The following is a 19,841-nucleotide window of genomic DNA, read 5'->3' as shown; positions in this document are numbered from 1 at the left end:
TTCAGAACCCCTGTCCCTGATCGTCTGGTTTTACATACAGTGCGATATCGAAGACTTGATCCGGTTGGCAGACGGTTCTCTCCAAGCGCCACAACCTAGAATCGACTGGTTGGCTCGGATAGTTGAACAGCGATTTCAGATTGTCGCCGAAGCGCATCGCCACCACGACGTCTTTCCTGGTGAGGGCATGAAGCTGCTCCAACAGCTCGTACTTCGCGGCAACAGTTGAACTGATGACGACGTGGGTCACCTGCCCAATGTCATCCAATTCATTGATGCGACGTTCTGACAACCCGATCTCCAACCCTTCGCCGAGAAGCTGAACGACCTGGCGGCCTAGAGCGATGGCTTCGTCGTCGATGTCGATGCCGTAAGTTGAGGCACCGGTGAGCTGGGCGGTTGACAGCAGCGTCATGGGGAACGCCCCGGAGCCGATGAGCAGAACCTTTGAATCAGCCTTCGGCGCCATGGCGCCGAATTCCTCGGCGATGCACGATTCGATATTCAAGAAGTATTCTGCGGGCCGGCTCTGTCCTGCCAGCAGGTGCAGTGCACGATACTTCTCCATGACCGCGACTCCTCGCGCCGAGATTTCGCGCAGCCGGATGATGAGTTCTTCACTTCCGGGCTGAGTGGAGAAAGCTGAAAATTCCTGAGCGAAGGGCTCGTGTGTAATGAAGGTCGAGTATTCGCCAAGCAGCTCGTCGAGTTCTTGGGCGCTGTGCGTTGACCCATCGTAATTGCCGATGGCTGATTCGAAACGCGGCACAAAGTTTTCTAGAGCGGTGCGCATTTCCTGCGCTGTCGTTGCCTGCTTCTGAGATGGGTCGGTCAATAGCTTAGACATGAACATAGGCCTTTCCTTCGGCGACGATAGATACTTCTCCCGTGACGCGGAGATTGGTGATTGTTCCTGCCCGGTTGTCGGCGGCGACGTGGAGGATGCCGCCCGGCTGCTTCACTGCCAGTGATATGGAACGTTGGGAGCGAACTGACAAAAAAGCACCGAGGGCTGCAGTTCCCGAACCGCAGCTTCCTTCCCAGATCATGCTTCCCACCGCAGGAACATGTACCAGGGGAGTAATTGAGCGGTCGGCGGGGTTGTAGAGCATGACGCCGACAACGCTGGCAGCCTCCCTGGCCGCTAACTGGCGGGCCGCTTCTAGGGCATGACGGCGAAGGTTCTGCGTAGGAGCGGGGACTTCAACTACCAGATGCACCGAGTCATGGAATTTCACCACGCTTGCTCTGGAATGCTCTGCGGGAAACGAATAAGGTTCGATCTGCAACGGAGATGCAATACCCAGTTGGCAGCGGAATCCCTTCGAGAACGGCTCGACTCGGCAGGCGATTAGTTCATTGGTTCCCGAGGCTTCGATGACAAGGTCTAGGGATGCTTCTTGCTTTTGCTTCACCGTATGGAGGGCTGCCAATGCCATGCAGGCATTGGCACAGAATTCACCGCCAGCCATGGTTAGCCGCAGTGGAGCCCGGTCCGACGCAGAGGGAAGAACGAAACCAATTTGCTCTGCATGCAGATGCTCGGCACTTAGCAGCTGTTCGGCGATTGTCTGATAGTGCTGTACCGGGTGGTGGCTGGTGATCAGCACCGTGGAATTCGACGTTGGATTCAACTTGACGAAATCAATTTCGGTGACGTGCCGAAGGGCGTTTCGCCGGCAAGTGACGCCAGCGGCAGATGGGGATAATACTGAAGTGTGTTGTGCAGTTTTCTGCGTCACTGGCCTGCCAACCGGTCTGCCAGCAGTTCAACGCCGTCGACCGCTAGGGGCCCCGGTGATGAGTAGTAGTAGTTGAGAGGGAAGACCGAGCCGACGGTGTCGACTGCAGGCAGTCCATTGAGTTCTGGACGCCGGCGGAGATCTTCAATCACCTGTTCATCATTCTCAAGTGATGAAGTTCCGGTGGGGAGATAGAGTGCAAAGATCTTCTCGGCTGCGCTGTCAACGAGGCTTTCTGTAGATGGCTCGAAATAGCGTTTGGCAACGTCATTGAAGACATTGTTCATGCCAAGTAGTTCCAGCTGCTCTGAGATCAGCGATTCATGCCCGTAAGAACCCAGGGTTCCGGCCGCAGGTACGTATAAAGGCAGTGCTTGTTCTCCGGTTGAGTTCTGAACCTTATCGGCTGCCGCGGCGACGCGCCCGCGCATGTCATCGATCGCTGCCTCGGCTGCCCGTTCCGTGCCAAATAATTTTCCGTAGGATTCCACATCGTGGTAGATCTGATCGAAACCGTTGAGTCCGCCGGTGGATCGATCCTCGAAACCAGCACAGTAGCCGCTGACCGTCAGCATCTTGATGCCTGCTTCCTCGAGGCGTTCTGCCAGAGAATTCAGGTCGACGCCCGAGGTGATGTCTGTGCCAATGACTACGTCGGCTCCGGAATTGATGATCATCTCGTAAGACACATCATGAGAGTCCTCAACGACTCTTTCGGCATGGGCGACGGCATGGCTGGTTCTGTTGTCGAAAGGAACGTTCAGGCTTCCGGCATAGTGGGTGAGCTTGTCGCCGGCGCCCGCAGCCGTCAACAGTGCGGGTGCTTCGGAACCCACTGCGAAAACACTCTCGGGTTGATCCGCAAATTCCACGTGGCGGCCACAGCTGTCGAGAACAATGGGGTCGTTAGAAGTTGAAGGTCTTGGCTCCTGGGCCATCCCGCTAGGTGCTCCGCAGGATGTGAGTGTCAGTAGAAGAATTGCAGGAAGGGACATCTGCCAAAAATTTGCTGTGCGCAAGGATGGTGCCTCAATTCATGGTGGGCGGAGAAACGAAGGGTGCTTAGTGCTGGGATGCGACTTCGAACTAAATGCTAATGAGAATTATTCTCATTAGTCAAGAAGGGGGAGGTGTTGTCCAGGCTCAACTGCTATCGGCAGGAATGGTGCATGGCTAGGCGATTTCATGCCTACGCAACGTAAAATCTGCGTGAAGCCAGCGCCGAATCGCGGGGTGGAAGCATCAAACAGGACGCTGCAAGTAAAGAAAAACTCGACCGGAAAAGTTCCGGTCGAGCATGAAATATTACGATTTGAGCGGTTGCATGATGCGGCTTTGCTAGTACCGATTGAGTCTTCGGTCCAGCTCGTTGCGCACCTGAGGCCATTCGGCAACGAGTATCGAGAAGACTACCGTGTCGCGCAGGGACCCATCAGCCATGCGGGTATGTGCTCGCAGTACTCCGTCCTGCTTGGCGCCGAGGCGGCTGATGGCGGCCCGAGACTGCTGGTTCATCCAGTGGGTGCAAAATACCACCGCTTCACAATTCATCTGCTCGAAGGCGTGGGTTAGGAGCAGTCGCTTGCTCTCTGCATTGGTGCCGGTGCCGTGGGCGCTTGCGGCATTCCAGGTGTAGCCGATCTCCACCTTGGGAACCGATAGGTCGATGTCGCAATAGGTCGTCATGCCGATGATCTTTCCCGGTTCTCCGGTCTGGGGGTCATTGAGGCGAGTGGTGAATGGAAGCATGGAGCCCTCGGCTTGCAGTTTCAACCGTTTCTGAATCTCTGCAGCCATAGCTTCCGGACGCGGCACCGAGGTATACCAGAGATTCCACAATTCTCCGTCGCTGGCTGCTTCTACCAGCCCATCGTGATGTTCAATGGACAGCGGCTCAAGGGTGACTAGTTTTCCGCGAAGGGACAGCGGCTCGAATTCTGGCATGGCATTACTGTATGCGTGTGTGGCGTTACGGGAAACCTAGCCATAGGGATTCTTGGAGTGTCGGAACTCATCCTTAGGATGTTGCATAAGCAAAGGCAAGCGAAGGATCTAACGTGGAGCAATTTCAACTCATTGAACAACCGCCAACACTGGAAGAATATCTTTCCCTGCGCCGCGAATCGGGGCTTTCGCCCAAAACCCCTGAGCAGGGCCGCGGCGCAATAGAAAACAGCTGGTACTTCTGCCACTTTGCCGATTCTGAAACCGGGCGAGCGGTAGCCATGGGTCGAGTGATCGGCGATGGCGGCTGGTATTTTCACATTGCCGATATGGCAACGCTTCCTGCGTATCAAGGAAAGGGTTTGGGGCGCAAGATTATCGATACGCTGATCGCAAAGATTCGATCTAGTGCACCTGAAAATCCCTACATCACGCTGATTGCTGATCCGCCCGGGCGTAGGTTGTATGAAAAGGTTGGTTTCCACGAAATCTCACGCTCGCGGGGCATGCAACTGCCCGTCCAGCCGCTCAACTGATCACCAGCCGCTGGACCGTGCTTCTAATTGCCTCGATGACTTCAACAACTGGAGCGCGATGCAAGTGCTCTGCACGTACCAAAAGGTCGATTTGTCGACCGGAATTCAACCCCTTGATTGGTCGTAAAGTCACTGTCTCGTCCAATGAGCGCCGTGCCGTATACCGAGGAAGAATCCCCAGGCAGCCGCTGGCTTCGACCAGGGCGCCTGCCGTGGCGTAGTCATTGACCCGGTGCTCAATCTGCGGTGCGCTGCCTGCTAGGGCAGCGATGGTTTCCAGCACGTCCGCAGGGGAATAGCCAGAGCGTGAAACCACCCAGCGCTCGCCGATGACCTGGGTCGGGGACAGCTGCTCGAACTTGGCTAGCGGGTGGTCGCGGTGCAGGGCGATGTCCAGCGGCTCGAAAGCCAGAGGGATCACTGAAATGCGGTTTTCCGGCCACGGAGCGGTATGCGGCATGCGGTGGGCGAGGACCAGATCGTAGATCGACGTCAGTCCCGGGAAGTCCTGCTGGGAGACGTCTTCATCGGAAAAATGCAACTGCGGAAGCTGACCTTCGGGGAAGGCGAGCAGCGGGGCGAAGATCGTTTGGCCAATGGAGTGGAAGCCTGCAATTTTCACTGGAGTCGTGCGGTCCTGGTCCTGGCTCTGGATTTTCGCCGTTGCCTGGGCCAGTGTCGAAGCTACGTCTCCTGCAGCTGAAGCGAGAATTTTCCCCTCGGCGGTGAGAACGAGCCTGCGCCCATCTTTCTGGGTGAGGGGAGCAGCGAACCCTCGTTGCAGTTGCGCCAAGTGCTGCGAAACTGCTGAAGGGGAAACATAGAGGGCCTTTGCTACGGCGTTGACGCTGCCCAGATCCGCCAGCTCGCGCAGGATCTTCAGCTGATGTAATTCCATGAAGTAAATACTAAATCGTAAGATCAGTAAATCGAGGATCAACTAAGGTGTTTTAGTGGGGCTCCCGGTGCGACACTTGAAGTGAATCACTTCGATATGTGTTGCTTGCAACCTCCGATACCTAAGGACGCCTTGATGAAAGCCCTGTATAAGTCCGGCCCGCACGCAGGCCTAGAACTCGTTGACCGTCCAGAACCAGAGGTCGACGTCCACGACGTCAAGATCCGCGTGATGACCACCGGCATCTGCGGCACCGATCTTCATATCGAAGCCTTTGACGAAGCCGCCAAGGCAATGATTAACACCCCGCTGGTTCCGGGCCACGAGTTCTACGGCGAGGTTGTCGAGGTGGGCGATTTCGTCCACAACGTCAAGATCGGCGACCGCGTCTCCGGCGAAGGCCACATCGTCTGCGGGCTGTGCCGCAACTGCCGTGCCGGCCGCAAGCAGATGTGCATCAATGTGGATTCGGTCGGCGTGCAGCGCGACGGCGCCTTCGCAGAATTCGTCTGCATCCCTGAAAGCAACGTCTACGTTCACCGCGACGAGCGCATCACCCCGCTGCTGGGCGCCATCTTCGACCCATTCGGCAACGCCGTGCACACCGCGCTGCAGTTCCCAATGGTCGGCGAAGACGTGCTGATCACCGGTGCTGGCCCGATCGGCCTGATGGCGGCCGCAGTGGCCCGCCACATCGGCGCCCGCAAGATCGCTATCACCGACGTCTCCGAGCAGCGCTTGGAACTGGCAAAGACCATGGGCGTAGACCTGGCAGTCAACGTTGCCAAGCAGCGCATCCGCGAAGCGCAGCAGGAACTGGGCATGATGGAAGGCTTCGACTACGGCATGGAAATGTCGGGCCACAAGACCGCGCTGCCTGAAATGATCGAAAACATGAACCACGGCGGCAAGATCAGCATGCTTGGCCTGCCCAGCGAGTCCATCGACATCAACTGGGGCAAGGTGGTCACCCACATGCTGACCCTGCGCGGCATCTACGGCCGCGAGATGTTCGAGACCTGGTACGCCATGAGCGCCATGCTCACCAGCTCCGAGCTGATGCGCGAACGCATTTCCTCGGTAGTCACCGACTTCGTGCCGGCCAGCGAATGGCAGGACGGCTTCAACGCCGCCCGCGGCGGTCACGGCGGCAAGGTGGTCCTGGACTGGACCGTCTTCAACAAGTAACTTTCCGACTAGTTTTCTGACAAGGAAGTAGTACCCATGTACACCGATCTCAAAGAACAGCTCGCCGGTGAACTGGCAGAGCTGAAGACTGCCGGCCTGTTCAAGGCAGAACGCCACATCGATTCGGCCCAGTCGGCCTCCATCCTGGCAGGCTCGCTGGGCGACGAAGCCCGCAAGGTGCTGAACTTCTGCGCCAACAACTACCTGGGCCTGGCCGATGATGCGCGCATCATCGAAGCCGCCAAGCAGGCAATGGACGAGCGCGGCTTCGGCATGGCCTCGGTCCGCTTCATCTGCGGCACCCAGGATGCGCACCTGGAACTGGAAGCCAAGCTGTCCTCGTTCCTAGGCACCGAAGATACCATCTTGTTCTCCAGCTGCTTCGACGCCAACGGCGGCGTTTTCGAGTCTCTGTTCGGCAAGGAAGACGCCATCATCTCCGATGCGCTGAACCACGCTTCGATCATCGACGGCATCCGCCTGTCCAAGGCGGCGCGCTTCCGCTACGCCAACCAGGACATGGCAGACCTGGAAACCCAGCTGCAGGCCGCCGCCGCAATGAACGACGGCAAGGGCGCGCGCCGCACTATCATCGTCACCGACGGCGTGTTCTCCATGGACGGCTACCTGGCTCCGCTGGAAGCCATCTGCGACCTGGCGGACAAGTACAACGCACTGGTTATGGTGGATGACTCGCACGCAGTGGGCTTCATGGGCTCCACCGGCGCCGGCACCCCGGAGCACGCTGGCGTCTCGGACCGCGTAGACATCTACACCGGCACCTTCGGCAAGGCCCTGGGCGGAGCCTCGGGCGGCTATGTTTCGGGCCGCGGCGAGATCGTTGCGATGCTGCGCCAGAAGGCGCGCCCTTACCTGTTCTCCAACTCGGTGGCCCCGTCCATCGTGGCTGCGACCCTGAAGGCGCTGGAACTGGTAGTGGACTCCGGCGAGCTGCGCGAGAAGCTCTTCGCCAACGCGGCGCTGTTCCGCTCCAAGATGGCGGAAGCCGACTTCGAGCTGCTGGAAGGCGAGCACGCGATCATCCCAGTGATGTTCGGCGACGCAGTAGTGGCAGGCAAGGTGGCTGAGAAGATGCTGGAGCATGGCGTGTTCGTCACCGCCTTCTCCTACCCGGTGGTGCCGCAGGGCCTGGCGCGCATCCGCGTCCAGCTCTCCGCAGCGCACAGCGAGGCAGACATTGAAGCCTGCGTGCAGGCATTCATCGCCAGCCGCGACGCAGTGCTCGCTGCCTAAATCCCGAGCACAGCAAGCAGGGGCCGCCAGCCGGCCGGATCAGTCTGTAATCCCAGACTCTCCGGCCGCTGGCGGCCCCTGTCGGGTTAAAAACCGCGCTAGGCTCATCCAAGGGCCTAGAACCCGCCCATCTGCGACACCACTACTAAGGGGATAGATCCATGGCCACGCTGCTGCTGACCAACATCTCACAGCTGAACACCGTCGACGCCGCACACACCGTGATCGCCGATGCTGCGGTACTCATCGAAGACGGCCTGATCAGCTGGGTCGGTGCCGCAGCCGACGCCCCTGCCGCAGACGAGATCCACGATCTGGGCGGACGTGCAGTGCTGCCGGGCTGGGTCGACTCCCACAGCCACCTGATCTTCGCCGGAGACCGCGCCGAGGAATTCGCCGCCCGCATGGCAGGCCAATCCTACGCCGCGGGCGGCATTGCCGTGACCACCGAAGCCACTCGCTCCCAGACCGACACCCAGCTGGCAGACCTGGTGTCCGCACGCCGCCGCGAGGCCCTGTCCATGGGCACCACCTGGATGGAGACCAAGACCGGGTACGGCCTGAACCTCTCGGAGGAGACCCGCCATGCGGCGCTGGCCAAGCCCTTGGTGGAGAACCTGACCTTCCTCGGAGCGCACCTGGTTCCCGCTGGGCAGGACGCTGACGAATACACCGCCCTGGTCGCCGGGCCGATGATGGATGCGGTGGCCGCCAACGTCGACTTCGTCGATGTGTTCTGCGAACGCGGAGCCTTCAACGAAGAACTGACCCGCACCGTGCTGACCTCCGCAGTGGCCCACGGGATCGCCACCAAGGTACACGGCAACCAGCTGGGCCCAGGCCCGGGCGTCAAGCTCGCCGTTGAATTCGGCAGCGCCTCGGTGGACCACGTGAACTACCTGGATGAAGACGACGTGCAGGCATTGGCCGGCACCTGGACCGGGTGGGACGCCGCTACCCGCACCGGAAGCGCTGGCACGGTGGCCACCTGCCTTCCCGCCTGCGACCTGTCCACCCGCCAGCCTCTGGCGCCGGGCCGCGAACTGCTGGATGCCGGGGTGCAGATTGCCTTGGCCAGCAATTGCAACCCGGGGACCAGCTACACCAGCAACATGAACTTCTGTGTGGCGACCGCAGTGCTGCAGATGCACCTGTCATTGGATGAAGCCATCGAAGCTGCAACCTACGGCGGCGCATTGGCGCTGGGTGTTGCCGACAAGGTGGGTTCCGTGGAGGTCGGCAAGCGGGCAGATCTGCACGTGCTGGATGCTCCTGTGGCGGCTCATCTTGCCTACCGTCCGGGAATGAACCTGACCCATAGCGTGTACCAGGGCGGCGCGCTGGTCAGCGAAGGCTAGGAAGCCCACCTAGATTTTCTTCGGTGGCTGCCGCCAATAATTCCTGTGTCTGTACGATGTCGGCGAATCCGCCGCCGTACAAGTTGGCGGCAGTCACTGCGGAAAGCTGTTCGGCGCTGAACCTGCGTCCAGCTGGTCCCAGCAAATCGAAAGTATGGCAGGCGTCGAGTGCCACTTTCGTGCTGAAGCCCAGGTTCCCCGCCATCCGGGTGGTGGTTTCGACGCACATGTTGGTCTGGATTCCGCAGATAACTAGCTCACTGATCTCTTCCATATGTAGCCATTGAGCCAAATCTGGGGTGCCCAGAAAAGCCGAATTAACGGTCTTCGTGATGTGCACTGCCGAAACAACACCGCGCAAGAATGGCTTCAACTGAGCTGATTGATGCTCTGGGTAGAAGCTCGATTCTGGGTTACTGGACGTATGCGTCACCATCACGATCGGTTGGCCGATGTCAGTCCAATGTTTGACCAGCAGGTCGATGTTTGCTTCTGCTGAAGGATTATCGCGCGTACCCCAATATGCATGATTGTCGAATGTGTTTTGGACATCGATGACGACCAGCGCAATTCGCTGAGATTTTGGTTTCATGCCTTCATCATCTATTGATTGACGACTTGGCGACAGTGGCGTAAATGTCATTATCCGATGGATTCCCGCCATAAGCTATTTGCATGATTACAGTGGCATTGCTGTTGATTCCAGGTGCACGCTTATTCGACGTAGCCCTTGTCAATGAGACATGGGCGCCAACTCGGCTGTCCTCCGGAGAATTGGATGTCGACCTTCGCAGGTGTTCGGTTGTTCGAAACGTGCCTTTGAGCGATGGGGCATCATGTGCTTCTGATGAAAATCTGGCGTGGGCAAAAACAGCAGACTTGGTGCTTGTTCCGGGCCTGGAAGACCTGAATTCTGAGCTAGACATTCGGTATCTGGACGTGATCCGTGCTGTTCATGCGCGCGGCGGAATTGTTGCATCACTGTGTTCTGGGGCGTTCGTGCTGGCGAAATCAGGGATATTGGATGGCCGGCGAGCAACAACTCATTGGGCTCTGTCAGAGAGGCTTGCTTCTGCATTTCCACAGGTAGAAGTCGACTCCGGGGCACTTTTCGTCGGTGAAGGAAATGTGTGGAGTTCAGCAGGAGTCGCTGCAGGGATTGATCTTTGCGTCGAATTGATACGGCGGCTGTTTAACGCCCGCACTGCGAATATGGTTGCTCGGTCCATGGTGATGGCGCCGCATCGTGAAGGCGGGCAGGCTCAATTCATAGAGTCGCCGATTCCTGTTTCGGAACTAGAAGGGAAAGTTTTCGAGGCTGTTAGAGCTCTATTGCATTCTCAGCCTGCTGCACAGTGGAGCGTTGCCTCACTGGCTGGCGAACTACGGATGTCCGAAAGAACTTTTCTGAGAAAGTTCAAGGATGAAACTGGAACGACTCCGGCTCGATGGATTGCCTCGTGGAGAATTTCTGAAGCCTGCCGCCTCTTGGAAGAGAGCGAAGCCAGTATCGGTCAGATAGCCAGCAAGACGGGGTTCGCCTCTGAAGTAGCATTTCGGCAACGTTTTATCGCACTAAAGGGGACTGCTCCGAGCGAATATCGAAGGTCATTTCAGCTCAAGTTGGAACGTGCTACCAACCTTTGAAGTTAGTAAGGTGCCTCGGCTTGGGATGGAGCTAGGCTGGCAGCACGAAAATGCCATCGGGTGCTTCGAATGGCCCGCGGAGATTTTTGACTGTGTAGACGCTCACCGACCATGGAGATTCGGGTGTGAAGGGGTTCAGGTGCCAATCGCTGAATCGTTGCTGCACATGCAGTCCGTGGGATTGCGCTAATTCGTCTAGGTAGGCTGTGCCGTGAGGGGCCGCAGAGCTGGTTCCGATGACAAGTGACCCGAAGTTTGTGAGCCTCTGGCGGGCGAAGTCGAAAACGATCTGGAGTTCCGTTTCAGTCAGGAATTCAGGGACATTCCCCGAGGCGAGAACTACATCGAACCGCTCGGGCAGTCCTGCTTCGGAGAGCTTTGGATCAAACAGGGCGCCTGCATTAATCTGTCGGAACCACGAGGCGTCGTGTAGCGCTGTGGCCGCGAGGAACAGTTCCGGGGTCGGATCAATACCGAAGGCCTGATGTCCTCGGGATCGCAAAGCCGCAACGGCATTGCCGATGCCGCAGCCAATGTCCAAGATGCGTGCTCGCCGCGGGACCAAGACATCAATGAATCGAGCATCAACCTCGAAATCTACTCCGCGCTCAACAAGTGTCAGCATCTTTCGCGTGTACTCGGCATAGTTTGTCTGGGCACCCATGGATAAAGTCTGACATCAATGGCTTCAACCGACTTATTGGGCTCGCAGTCGATACACATTTAGCGATGAAAAGCCCATCCGTGATAAACAAGAACCATGGCTAATACTGCTTTCCAGGGAACCCCTGTTCAGACCGTTGGAGAACTGCCAGCCGTTGGCTCGCAGGCTCCTGCTTTTACTCTTGTCGGCACCGACCTGGCTGACGTCACCAGCGAATCGCTGGTTGGCCGCCGCGTCGTCCTCAACATCTTCCCATCGGTAGACACCGGTGTGTGCGCCGCCAGCGTTCGTCGTTTCAACGAACTTGCAGCTGGTCTGGAGAACACCACCGTTGTCACCGCTTCGGCAGACCTTCCGTTCGCACTGGGCCGCTTCTGCGGTGCCGAGGGCATCGAGAACGTTGTTCCAACCTCCGCATTCCGTTCGAGCTTCGGCGCAGACTACGGCGTGACCCAGGCTGACGGCCCGCTGGCAGGCTTGTTCGCCCGCTCCGTCGTCGTTCTGGATGAAGCCGGCAAGGTTGTCTACACCGAGGTAGTCCCAGAGATCACCACCGAGCCTAACTACGACGCAGCTATTGCAGCGCTGAGCTAAGCAACCACCTTCGGCAGTGCTCGCGCTGCTGACGCCAATAAACGGTGTTCCCAAGCCCTTCGGGGTGCGGGGACGCCGTTTTTTGTTTCCAGCTTGAAGGGAAGCTGTAAGTTTCTCCACTTCTTTGCTCCAAAGGATTTTCAAGTGAAGCAACTATCCCTATACTCTTTATAGATTGCTTATGATTGTTCTCTGTGAAAAATGATCATAAAACATCACAGAGACTTCTCCGGCTGATTGGCCGGTTGCGATGGAGACTACGAGGGAGAGCGAAGATGAGCGAGCAGTCGATTCTGGGCGCACACATGGAAGAAGAACTGGTTTCACAGCCTGCAATGTGGCGCCGTGCCATCGACCAGCAGCAGTCCGAGGACCTGCTGCCCGCCAAGGGACTGAAGGTAGCAGTCGTCGGCTGCGGCACCTCATGGTTCATGGCTGAAGCCTATGCTTCGGCGCGAGAAGCAGCAGGGCACGGCGTCACCGACGCCTTCGCCGCTTCCGAGGCCCGCATCGCCGGCCGCGACTACGATGTCCTGGTGGCGATCACCCGCTCCGGAACCACCTCAGAGGTGCTGCAGCTGCTCGATGAGCTGGCAGGCAGCATCCGCACCGTCGCGATCATCGGCGACACCACCTCGCCGATCGTGCAGAAGGTCGACGCCGTCATCGAGCTGCCCTACGCCGACGAGCAGTCCGTGGTGCAAACCCGCTTTGCCACCACAGCCCTGGCCTACCTGCTCTCCAGCGTGGGCGAAGACCTTGAGCCGGCCATCGCCCAGGCCGCAGAACTGGTCAGCCTGCCCACTGCCAAGGAGCTGGTCGACGCCGAGCAGTTCACTTTCCTGGGCCGCGGCTTCTCGGTGGGCCTGGCCCACGAGGCGGCCTTGAAAATGCGCGAGGCAGTCCAGGGCTGGACCGAAGCCTACCCGGCCATGGACTACCGCCACGGCCCAATCTCCATTGCCGCGCCGAACCGGGTCACGTGGATGCTCGGCACCCAGCCAGAGGGCTTGGATGCTGATATTCAGCGCACCGGCGCCATCTACATCAACGAGGACCGCCACCCGCTGGCAGACCTCGCCTACATCCACCGGGTGACCCTGGACCGCGCCCGCGCGCGCGGCCTGGATCCAGACAGCCCGCGCAATCTGACCCGATCGGTCATCCTGGAAGGCTAAAGGCCATGAACGAACACTTCCTGCTCTTTGACGTCGGAGGCACCGACATCAAAGCGGGGCTGGCCGACAGCAATGGCGAGATCCTGCAGGTCCTGCGCGAGCCGACCCGCAAGGTGGCCCCGGAAGATTCAGCGGAGGTTCTGGTGTCGCAGCTGCAACAGCTGGGCACCCGCCTGCAAGACAGGGCGGGAGCCGCGGCGGCTTCCGCCGGCTTGATCGTCTGCGGGCTGGTTGACGCCGACGAGGGCATAGGCATCTTCTCTGCCAATCTGGGGTGGCGCAATGCGCCGCTGAAGGCCATGACATCCACTGCTCTGGGGCTTCCGGTGGGCTTTGGTCATGACGTTTCGCTGGCAGCGCGCGCCGAGCTCGAACTGGGCAGCGGCGCCAAGGATGAGGCCTTGCGCCACAATGCTGTGGTCATGATCATCGGCACCGGCATTGCAACGGCATTGATGGTCGACGGGCGTCTGATCAGCGCAGGCGGCTACGCGGGGGAGCTGGGCCATTCCCAGGTGCCCGGCGGGTTCGAATGCCCCTGCGGCGCGACCGGCTGCCTTGAGACGGTTGGCTCGGCAGGCGCCATCGCCAAACGCTACTTTGACAAGACCGGCCTGAAGGTCGGGGCCAAGGAAGTTTTTGCTGCCCGGGCCGCCGGTGACGAATTCGCGGCGTCGATCATCAATGATGCAGTTGAAGCATTGACCTTCACCATGGCGCAGCTGTGCTCCTCGGTAGCTCCGGAAGGCATTGTGCTCGGTGGCGGACTGGCCCAAGCGGGCCCGGAGTTCTTTGCCGAGCTGGAACAGTCCCTGGAATGCAGGCTCTCCTTCCACCGCCGCCCGCGGCTGATCTCCGCCCATCTCGGCGCGGATGCGGGACTGCAAGGCGCATTGATCCTGGCCCGCGAGGCCAGCGGAGTGCAAGCTGGACAGGCCTCATGATCCTGGCCTTCACGCCCAACCCGGCCATCGATGAAACCTATACCGCTCCGGGCGCCGCAATCGACGCCAGCCACCGGGTGACCCTGCGCCACCGCCAAGCCGGCGGCAAGGGAGTGAACGTCGCCCGGGTGCTGCACAGCCAGCAGTACGAGGCCAGCGCGCTTTTTCCCTTGGGCGGGAACACGGGGCGGGAGTTCTTGGAAGAACTGACAGCGGCCCAGGTGCCCTCTACTGCGGTACCGGTGGGCGCCGCGACGCGCCGCTCCATGTCGTTCTTCGATCCCAAGGCAAATACCACCAGCGTCTTCAATGAGGCAGGGGCGCCGCTGACCGCCCAGGAATGGGAACAGGTTCGGGCCACTTATCTGCAGCTGCTCGAATCAGCACAGGCGGTGGGCATCTGCGGCTCCTGGCCTGCCGAGACCCGCCGATCTGTAATGCGGTCCTTTATCGTCGATGCGACCAAGGCAGGGGCCTATACCCTGGTTGATACCAGCGGAGACCTGCTGCTGGAAGCCGCTTCCAACGGCGCGGTGCTCAAGCCCAACGAACATGAGCTGCTGGCGGCCACCGGCGCGCCAACCCTGCTGGAGGGGGCGCAGGAGCTGCTGCGGCGCGGATCCGCAGAAATCTATCTGAGCGCCGGCGAGCGGGGACTCTACCACTTCACCCAGGAGACCCCGCTGATTGCGCACGCCCACTTGGGGCGCAAGCTGTCGGGCAACCCCACCGGCGCCGGCGACTCAGCGGTAGCCGCAATTCTCGCCAGCCACGTGGACGGCGCCAGCAGGGAAGAAACCCTGCGGCGCGCGGTGAGTTGGTCGGCTTCCACAGTGCTGATGCCAACCGCCGGGGTGCTGTCCCCTGCCCACCAGGCCTTGAGACAAGAGGTCGCCTATCGAATCCTGCCTGAGGGCGAGGACATCTAAAGGAGCAATCCCATGCCGCTAGTACCTACTTCTCAGATTCTCGACCAGGCTGTGGCGGGAAACTATGGCCAGGGCGCCTTCAACGTCATCCACCTGGAAACTGCGCAGGCGCTCATTGCCGGTGCGCAGCAGGTGAACCGCCCGGTCATCTTGCAGATCAGCGAAAACTGCGTCAAGTACCACGGCTCCCTGCGCCCCATCGCGCTGGCCGCCTTGGCCATGGCAGACGAGGCCGCCGTCCCGGTGGCCCTGCACCTTGACCATGCAGAGGATGAAGTCCTGGTCTATCAGGCACTGGACCTCGGCTTTGGTTCTGTCATGTATGACGGCGCCAAGCTGCCCTTCGAACAGAACGTCGAGGCCACGCGCAGGGTGGTGGCCGCGGCTCGCCGGGCCGGCGCCAGCGTCGAAGCCGAGCTGGGGGAGATCGGCGGCAAGGACGGGGCACATGCGCCTGGTGTGCGCACCGATCCGGACGAAGCAGTGCAATTCGTGCAAAGCACCGGCGTCGATTCCTTGGCTGTGGCCGTCGGCTCCTCGCATGCCATGCTCGAACGCGGGGCGTCGTTGGATCTTGGGCTGATCGCCGCGCTGCATGAGGCAGTAGATGTTCCGCTGGTGCTGCACGGCTCCTCGGGGGTGCCCGATGAAACCTTGGTAGCTGGCATTCGCGCTGGCATGCGGAAGATCAACGTTTCAACGCACTTGAACGGCTACTTCACCCGCGCCGTGCGGGAGTGGCTGGCCGCCAACGAGCAGGCAGTGGATTCCCGAAAGTATCTGGCCGCTGGGCGAAAGGCCATGTCAGCAGAGGCTGGGCGGATGCTTGAGCTCTTCGCCAGCGCCTAGCTCGTGGAATTTGCAGTGACCGTTTGAGTGATTATTTGATTGATTATGATCTTTTCGATCATTATCAAGCCAAAAAAATCACAGTTTCCTCTTGACGCAGGGTATGGTGCACCTCATACTCGAATAGAACATGATTTTTCTTGATCGATATTTCACGAAAAAATCATGAATCGTTCACTTGCACCGGTGCTGCGGCATCCCAAACGATTGAGGAAGACAATGAAACGATCCAAGCGCACAGCGGCCCTTGCTCTCTCGGCCGCAGCCGCACTGCTGCTGACCAGCTGCGGTTTCTCCGGCGACAAGGGCGGCTCGAACACCGCCGAAGGCGGCCAGACCACCCTTGAAATGCTCGTTCCAACCTATTCCACCGGCACCAAGGCCCTGTGGGAAGGCGTCATCAAGGATTTCGAGGCAGAGCACTCGGACATCAAGATCGATCTGGAAGTGCAGTCCTGGGAGAACATCGAAAATGTTCTGAAGACCAAGCTGCAGGGCAACCAGGCTCCGGACATCTACAACGGCGGTGCGTTCGCTGAGTACGCTGCCGAAGGCCTGCTGGCTCCAGCCACCGATATTGCATCCCAGGCAACCATCGACGACTTCCAGCCGACCTTCGCCGACGCTGAGAAGTTCGAAGGCACCCAGTACGGCCTGCCGCTGATCGCCTCGGCCCGTGCGCTGTTCTACAACGAAGACCTGATGAAGGAAGCCGGCGTCACCGAGGTTCCGAAGACCTGGGACGAGCTCTACGATGCTTCAAAGGCCATCAGCGAGAAGACCAAGTCCGATGGCTACGGCATGCCACTGGGCAATGAAGAAGCACAGGGCGAAACCCTGATCTGGTTCGCCGGGAACGGCGGCAACTTCGGTGACGCCGAAAAGATCGCGGTCAACACCCCGCAGGATCTTGAAGCCGCAGAGTTCATGCAGAAGATGATCAACGACGGCGTCACCCAGAACGATCCGGGAGCCACCCAGCGCACCCCGATGCTGAACACCTTCATCCAGGGCAAGCTCGGCTTCGCCTACGGTCTGCCTCAGACCGTTGGCCAGATCGAGAAGGAAAACCCGAAGCTGAACTACGGCATCGCACCGGTGGCCACCAAGACCGGCGAGCCTGCCACCCTGGGTGTTGCCGACCGCCTGATGTCCTTCAAGAAGGACGGCAAGAACTCGGCTGCAGTCAAGGAGTTCTTCGACTACTTCTACTCGGCTGACGTTTACACCAAGTGGGTCAGCACCGAAGGATTCCTTCCAACCACCAAGTCCGGTTCTGAGAAGCTCTCCGGCGACAAGGCCCTGAAGCCATTCCTGGACCAGCTGCCCAACGCAGTCTTCTACCCAACCACCAACCCTGCATGGAATGCCACCGACGGCGCATTCAAGTCGCTGATGGGTGAGATTGCCACCGGCAAGTCCGCAAAGGACGTCCTTGACGCAATCCAGGCTAAGGCCGACGCCGCGGCGAAGTAGCCCGCAGCAGCACTCCTTAGCTCACAGGCAGAGGCCCGGCGTGAGAACGCCGGGCCTCTTGTCAAAACACCGCACCCATTCTGCCGGTCCCTTCCTGGGCCGAATGCAACGAAAGCGAGCCGAGAATGAGCTCCTCATCACTGCCAGTCAAAGCCCCGGCAGGGCGCAAACGCAAGCGCAGCACCGACAACCAGTCTTTTCTCTCTTCCCTCCCGTGGATCGGCCCGGCACTGCTGCTGATCCTCGCGATCGTCGTATTCCCCGCCGGATACATGATCTACAACTCGACCCGCAAGATCTCTTCGGTCGGCACCGATTTGAAATCGGTCGGCTTTGACAACTTCGCCACGATCTTCTCCGACCCGGTGCTTCCCCGCATCTTGCTGAACACCTTCTTCTGGGTGGTCTCGGTGGTGCTGATTACCGTGATCCTCTCCCTGGCGCTCGCGCAGTTCCTGCACAAGCCGTTCCCCGGACGCACCCTGGTGCGTATGGCAGTGGTCGTTCCCTGGGCAGCTTCGGTCGTCATGACCACCACCGTGTTCTACTACGGCCTGGACCCGAACTACGGCATCTTCAACCACTTCTTCGTCCAGATCGGCTTGATGGATGAAGGCTTCGGCTGGACCAAGAACGCGGTGCCGGCCATGGCAGTTTCGGTCATCGTCGCCATCTTCGTGTCCATCCCGTTCACCACCTACACCCTGCTGGCAGGACTCCAGGCGGTTCCCACCGAGACCCTGGAAGCAGCCCGTATGGACGGCGCAGGCCGCTGGAAGACCTACATCTTCGTCGTGCTGCCGCAGCTGCGCTCCGCCCTGGCAGTCTCCGTGCTGATCAACATCATCAACGTGTTCAACAACCTGCCGATCCTCAAGATCATGACAGGCTCCATTCCCGGCAACGACGCAGATACCCTGATGACCTACATCTTCAAGGTGCTGCAGTTCGACCGCCGACTGGATCTATCTTCCGCCCTCTCGGTCCTCAACTTCGCGATCGTGCTGGTCATCGTCGCTATCTACCTAAAGACCGTCAAGCCAATGGATGAGGTTTAATCGTGGCTTTCCTCGACACAGAAGACCGCGCACCGCGCAAGACAGTCATTGGCCGCATGATTATCGGGCTGGTCGTCGGCCTGGTCTTCATGATCCCGTACATCACCATGATGATCGGCTCGCTCAAGACCCAGGCCGAGATCCTGCAGATCCCGCCGAACTACCTGCCGCAGGACGGCGCCCAGTGGTCGAACTACGTGAGCATGTGGGACACCCCCGAGACCCCGGTTCCCTACAACCTGGTTTCCACCATCGTCATCTCCGTGTGCGCCACCTTGCTGGTGCTGCTGGTGGCTACTCCCGCCGCGTACTTCACCGCGCGCTTCAAGTTCCCCGGCAAGCTCGCGTTCATGTTCCTGGTAATCGTCACCCAGATGCTGCAGCCTGCGGTGCTGACCGCCGGCTTGTTCAAGCAGATGCTCGCCTGGAACATCAACGACACCTGGCTGGCGATGATCTTGATCAACGCGGCCTTCAACCTCGCCTTCGCGGTGTGGATCATGCACTCCTTCTTCGCCGGCGTCCCCAAGAGCATCGACGAGGCGGCGCAGATCGACGGTGCAGGCAAATGGCGTGTGCTGTTCAAGATCAACCTGCCGCTGGTCTGGCCGGGCATTGTCACCGCAGTGATCTTCACCTTCGTCTCCTGCTGGAATGAATTCGCCGCATCGCTGGTAATCCTGTCCACCGCAGAGAACCAGCCGCTGTCCGTGGCGCTGACCAAGTTCGTCGGCCAGTATGCCACCGCATGGCAGTACGTCTTCGGCGTATCGATCGTGGCAATTGTTCCGGTGATCATCCTCTTCGCGATGATCGAGAAGCGCCTGATCGGCGGCCTGTCCGCAGGCGCCGTGAAATAAGGGTGGAACACATGTCTGCCAAGCTTCCGGCCCTGGAAATCGTCGCCACCAGCGGTGCCTGCGCACAGGCCGCCGCTGGGGCGGGAGCCGATCGGATCGAAGCCTGCGAGGCGCTGGAGCTGGGAGGGATCACCCCGAGCCCCGAGGTGCTCGACGATATCCTGGAGCACCGCCCGGCACTGGGCGTGCACGCACTGCTGCGCTGCCGGCCGGGCGACTTCCACTACGACCTGGCCGATGTAGCGGTGATGGAACGCCAGGCCCGCCGCCTGGTACGGGCTGGAGCCGACGGCGTGGTGCTCGGCGCGCTGACCGCCGACGGGCAGCTCGACCTGCAGGTCATCGGCAGGCTGGCCCAGGCCAGCCTTGAGGTGAACCCGGAAGTGGAAATCACCATCCACCGAGCGGTCGATGCCAGCAGCGATCCGGTACACGCAGTCTCCCAGCTTTTGGCACTTGGGGTAAAACGAGTGTTGACTAGTGGTGGCAGTGATGCCGCCGGCGATGGCATGGAAACCATCGCGCGCATGGTGCAGCAGGCCGGAACCACGATTCAAATCATGTCCGGTGGCGGAATGCGGGTGCAGGACATCGCTGCAGCACAAGCTGCGGGCGTATCCGCGGTGCATTTCTCCGCCAAGACACAGCAGGCTGGCACCATCAGGGTGTCGGCAGACCACGTCCGTGAACTGCGCAGCGCAGTGAACGCGCTCGATCGATAG

21 protein-coding genes are annotated in these 19,841 nt (G+C 59.8%); 14 read left to right on the top strand and 7 right to left on the bottom strand.

Going from position 1 to position 19,841, the window contains the following annotated elements:
- Position 1 precedes the first annotated feature (1 nt).
- The 4 genes from AUR04nite_RS12245 to AUR04nite_RS12230 all read right to left on the bottom strand — a co-directional run bounded on the left by AUR04nite_RS12245 (position 2) and on the right by AUR04nite_RS12230 (position 3,686).
- Entirely contained in the window at positions 2-847 is an 846-nt protein-coding gene (locus AUR04nite_RS12245) for a class I SAM-dependent methyltransferase (RefSeq protein WP_218024681.1), read from the bottom strand.
- The gene (locus AUR04nite_RS12240; protein WP_141365411.1) at positions 840-1,742 is read right to left on the bottom strand and encodes a diaminopimelate epimerase; all 903 of its coding nucleotides are present in this window, start codon (positions 1,740-1,742) and stop codon (positions 840-842) included. Before AUR04nite_RS12240 ends, AUR04nite_RS12245 begins: the two co-directional genes overlap by 8 nt.
- Complete coding sequence (locus tag AUR04nite_RS12235) at positions 1,739-2,680, bottom strand: ABC transporter substrate-binding protein (RefSeq protein WP_246055516.1); 942 nt, start codon at positions 2,678-2,680, stop codon at positions 1,739-1,741. Before AUR04nite_RS12235 ends, AUR04nite_RS12240 begins: the two co-directional genes overlap by 4 nt.
- A gap of 400 nt (positions 2,681-3,080) precedes the next feature.
- Entirely contained in the window at positions 3,081-3,686 is a 606-nt protein-coding gene (locus tag AUR04nite_RS12230) for a GNAT family N-acetyltransferase (protein ID WP_141365407.1), read from the bottom strand.
- Between the two features lie 113 nt (positions 3,687-3,799).
- Here AUR04nite_RS12230 and AUR04nite_RS12225 point away from each other — a divergent pair, with 113 nt between their 5' ends.
- Entirely contained in the window at positions 3,800-4,222 is a 423-nt protein-coding gene (locus AUR04nite_RS12225) for a GNAT family N-acetyltransferase (protein ID WP_141365405.1), read from the top strand.
- Here AUR04nite_RS12225 and AUR04nite_RS12220 read toward each other — a convergent pair.
- Entirely contained in the window at positions 4,215-5,120 is a 906-nt protein-coding gene (locus tag AUR04nite_RS12220; RefSeq protein WP_141365403.1) for a LysR family transcriptional regulator, read from the bottom strand. The genes AUR04nite_RS12225 and AUR04nite_RS12220 overlap by 8 nt on opposite strands.
- Positions 5,121-5,255: 135 nt before the next feature.
- Between AUR04nite_RS12220 and tdh the strand changes: the two genes are divergently transcribed.
- From tdh to hutI, 3 genes are all read left to right on the top strand, one after another.
- On the top strand, positions 5,256-6,308 hold the full coding sequence (gene tdh / locus AUR04nite_RS12215; protein WP_141365401.1) for an L-threonine 3-dehydrogenase: 1,053 nt from the start codon (positions 5,256-5,258) through the stop codon (positions 6,306-6,308).
- A 36-nt stretch (positions 6,309-6,344) separates the two neighbouring features.
- Positions 6,345-7,562: a glycine C-acetyltransferase gene (locus AUR04nite_RS12210; RefSeq protein WP_141365399.1), complete on the top strand. Its 1,218-nt coding sequence runs from the start codon at positions 6,345-6,347 to the stop codon at positions 7,560-7,562.
- Between the two features lie 161 nt (positions 7,563-7,723).
- Positions 7,724-8,920 carry an imidazolonepropionase gene (hutI, locus tag AUR04nite_RS12205; RefSeq protein WP_141365397.1) on the top strand — a complete coding sequence of 399 codons (1,197 nt, stop codon included), beginning with the start codon at positions 7,724-7,726 and terminating at the stop codon, positions 8,918-8,920.
- Here hutI and AUR04nite_RS12200 read toward each other — a convergent pair.
- Complete coding sequence (locus AUR04nite_RS12200) at positions 8,907-9,563, bottom strand: cysteine hydrolase family protein (protein ID WP_246055515.1); 657 nt, start codon at positions 9,561-9,563, stop codon at positions 8,907-8,909. The two genes, hutI and AUR04nite_RS12200, sit on opposite strands and share 14 nt — an antisense overlap.
- A gap of 32 nt (positions 9,564-9,595) precedes the next feature.
- On the opposite strand from AUR04nite_RS12200, the gene AUR04nite_RS12195 reads away from it, so the two are divergent.
- On the top strand, positions 9,596-10,567 hold the full coding sequence (locus AUR04nite_RS12195; protein ID WP_141365394.1) for a GlxA family transcriptional regulator: 972 nt from the start codon (positions 9,596-9,598) through the stop codon (positions 10,565-10,567).
- A 31-nt stretch (positions 10,568-10,598) separates the two neighbouring features.
- On the opposite strand, the gene AUR04nite_RS12190 is transcribed toward AUR04nite_RS12195, so the two are convergent.
- A complete protein-coding gene (locus tag AUR04nite_RS12190) occupies positions 10,599-11,231 on the bottom strand; it encodes a class I SAM-dependent methyltransferase (RefSeq protein ID WP_141365392.1) in 633 nt (210 codons plus the stop codon).
- A gap of 96 nt (positions 11,232-11,327) precedes the next feature.
- Between AUR04nite_RS12190 and tpx the strand changes: the two genes are divergently transcribed.
- The 9 genes from tpx (at position 11,328) to AUR04nite_RS12145 (ending at position 19,841) form a co-directional block, all read left to right on the top strand.
- Positions 11,328-11,825: a thiol peroxidase gene (tpx, locus tag AUR04nite_RS12185; RefSeq protein ID WP_141365390.1), complete on the top strand. Its 498-nt coding sequence runs from the start codon at positions 11,328-11,330 to the stop codon at positions 11,823-11,825.
- A gap of 275 nt (positions 11,826-12,100) precedes the next feature.
- Positions 12,101-13,003, top strand: coding sequence for an SIS domain-containing protein (locus tag AUR04nite_RS12180; protein ID WP_141365388.1), 903 nt, complete (start codon positions 12,101-12,103; stop codon positions 13,001-13,003).
- A 5-nt stretch (positions 13,004-13,008) separates the two neighbouring features.
- Positions 13,009-13,947 (top strand): ROK family protein, encoded by a 939-nt coding sequence (locus AUR04nite_RS12175; protein ID WP_141365386.1) that lies wholly within the window; start codon positions 13,009-13,011, stop codon positions 13,945-13,947.
- Positions 13,944-14,876, top strand: coding sequence for a 1-phosphofructokinase family hexose kinase (locus AUR04nite_RS12170; protein WP_170184197.1), 933 nt, complete (start codon positions 13,944-13,946; stop codon positions 14,874-14,876). Before AUR04nite_RS12175 ends, AUR04nite_RS12170 begins: the two co-directional genes overlap by 4 nt.
- Positions 14,877-14,888: 12 nt before the next feature.
- Entirely contained in the window at positions 14,889-15,725 is an 837-nt protein-coding gene (locus tag AUR04nite_RS12165) for a class II fructose-bisphosphate aldolase (RefSeq protein ID WP_141365382.1), read from the top strand.
- A 219-nt stretch (positions 15,726-15,944) separates the two neighbouring features.
- Positions 15,945-17,201: an extracellular solute-binding protein gene (locus tag AUR04nite_RS12160; protein WP_141365380.1), complete on the top strand. Its 1,257-nt coding sequence runs from the start codon at positions 15,945-15,947 to the stop codon at positions 17,199-17,201.
- Between the two features lie 125 nt (positions 17,202-17,326).
- Complete coding sequence (locus tag AUR04nite_RS12155; RefSeq protein ID WP_141365378.1) at positions 17,327-18,259, top strand: carbohydrate ABC transporter permease; 933 nt, start codon at positions 17,327-17,329, stop codon at positions 18,257-18,259.
- A 2-nt stretch (positions 18,260-18,261) separates the two neighbouring features.
- Entirely contained in the window at positions 18,262-19,119 is an 858-nt protein-coding gene (locus AUR04nite_RS12150) for a carbohydrate ABC transporter permease (RefSeq protein ID WP_246055514.1), read from the top strand.
- A gap of 11 nt (positions 19,120-19,130) precedes the next feature.
- Positions 19,131-19,841, top strand: a complete 711-nt coding sequence (locus tag AUR04nite_RS12145; protein ID WP_170184196.1) for a copper homeostasis protein CutC — start codon at positions 19,131-19,133, stop codon at positions 19,839-19,841.

It is taken from the genome of Glutamicibacter uratoxydans, assembly GCF_006539925.1.
Lineage (GTDB): Bacteria > Actinomycetota > Actinomycetes > Actinomycetales > Micrococcaceae > Glutamicibacter > Glutamicibacter uratoxydans.
Note: the sequence above shows the minus strand (reverse complement) of the source record. Positions and strands in the feature narration are given on the sequence as shown.

Coding starts and splice junctions, on each gene's coding strand:
- AUR04nite_RS12235 (WP_246055516.1), bottom strand. CDS start 2,680: ATGGCCCAGGAGCCAAGACCTTCAACTTCTAACGACCCCATTGTTCTC.
- AUR04nite_RS12155 (WP_141365378.1), top strand. CDS start 17,327: ATGAGCTCCTCATCACTGCCAGTCAAAGCCCCGGCAGGGCGCAAACGC.
- AUR04nite_RS12220 (WP_141365403.1), bottom strand. CDS start 5,120: ATGGAATTACATCAGCTGAAGATCCTGCGCGAGCTGGCGGATCTGGGC.
- AUR04nite_RS12210 (WP_141365399.1), top strand. CDS start 6,345: ATGTACACCGATCTCAAAGAACAGCTCGCCGGTGAACTGGCAGAGCTG.
- AUR04nite_RS12160 (WP_141365380.1), top strand. CDS start 15,945: ATGAAACGATCCAAGCGCACAGCGGCCCTTGCTCTCTCGGCCGCAGCC.
- AUR04nite_RS12170 (WP_170184197.1), top strand. CDS start 13,944: ATGATCCTGGCCTTCACGCCCAACCCGGCCATCGATGAAACCTATACC.
- AUR04nite_RS12190 (WP_141365392.1), bottom strand. CDS start 11,231: ATGGGTGCCCAGACAAACTATGCCGAGTACACGCGAAAGATGCTGACA.
- AUR04nite_RS12145 (WP_170184196.1), top strand. CDS start 19,131: ATGTCTGCCAAGCTTCCGGCCCTGGAAATCGTCGCCACCAGCGGTGCC.
- AUR04nite_RS12245 (WP_218024681.1), bottom strand. CDS start 847: ATGTCTAAGCTATTGACCGACCCATCTCAGAAGCAGGCAACGACAGCG.
- AUR04nite_RS12230 (WP_141365407.1), bottom strand. CDS start 3,686: ATGCCAGAATTCGAGCCGCTGTCCCTTCGCGGAAAACTAGTCACCCTT.
- AUR04nite_RS12200 (WP_246055515.1), bottom strand. CDS start 9,563: ATGACATTTACGCCACTGTCGCCAAGTCGTCAATCAATAGATGATGAA.
- AUR04nite_RS12180 (WP_141365388.1), top strand. CDS start 12,101: ATGAGCGAGCAGTCGATTCTGGGCGCACACATGGAAGAAGAACTGGTT.
- AUR04nite_RS12165 (WP_141365382.1), top strand. CDS start 14,889: ATGCCGCTAGTACCTACTTCTCAGATTCTCGACCAGGCTGTGGCGGGA.
- hutI (WP_141365397.1), top strand. CDS start 7,724: ATGGCCACGCTGCTGCTGACCAACATCTCACAGCTGAACACCGTCGAC.
- AUR04nite_RS12175 (WP_141365386.1), top strand. CDS start 13,009: ATGAACGAACACTTCCTGCTCTTTGACGTCGGAGGCACCGACATCAAA.
- AUR04nite_RS12195 (WP_141365394.1), top strand. CDS start 9,596: ATGATTACAGTGGCATTGCTGTTGATTCCAGGTGCACGCTTATTCGAC.
- tdh (WP_141365401.1), top strand. CDS start 5,256: ATGAAAGCCCTGTATAAGTCCGGCCCGCACGCAGGCCTAGAACTCGTT.
- tpx (WP_141365390.1), top strand. CDS start 11,328: ATGGCTAATACTGCTTTCCAGGGAACCCCTGTTCAGACCGTTGGAGAA.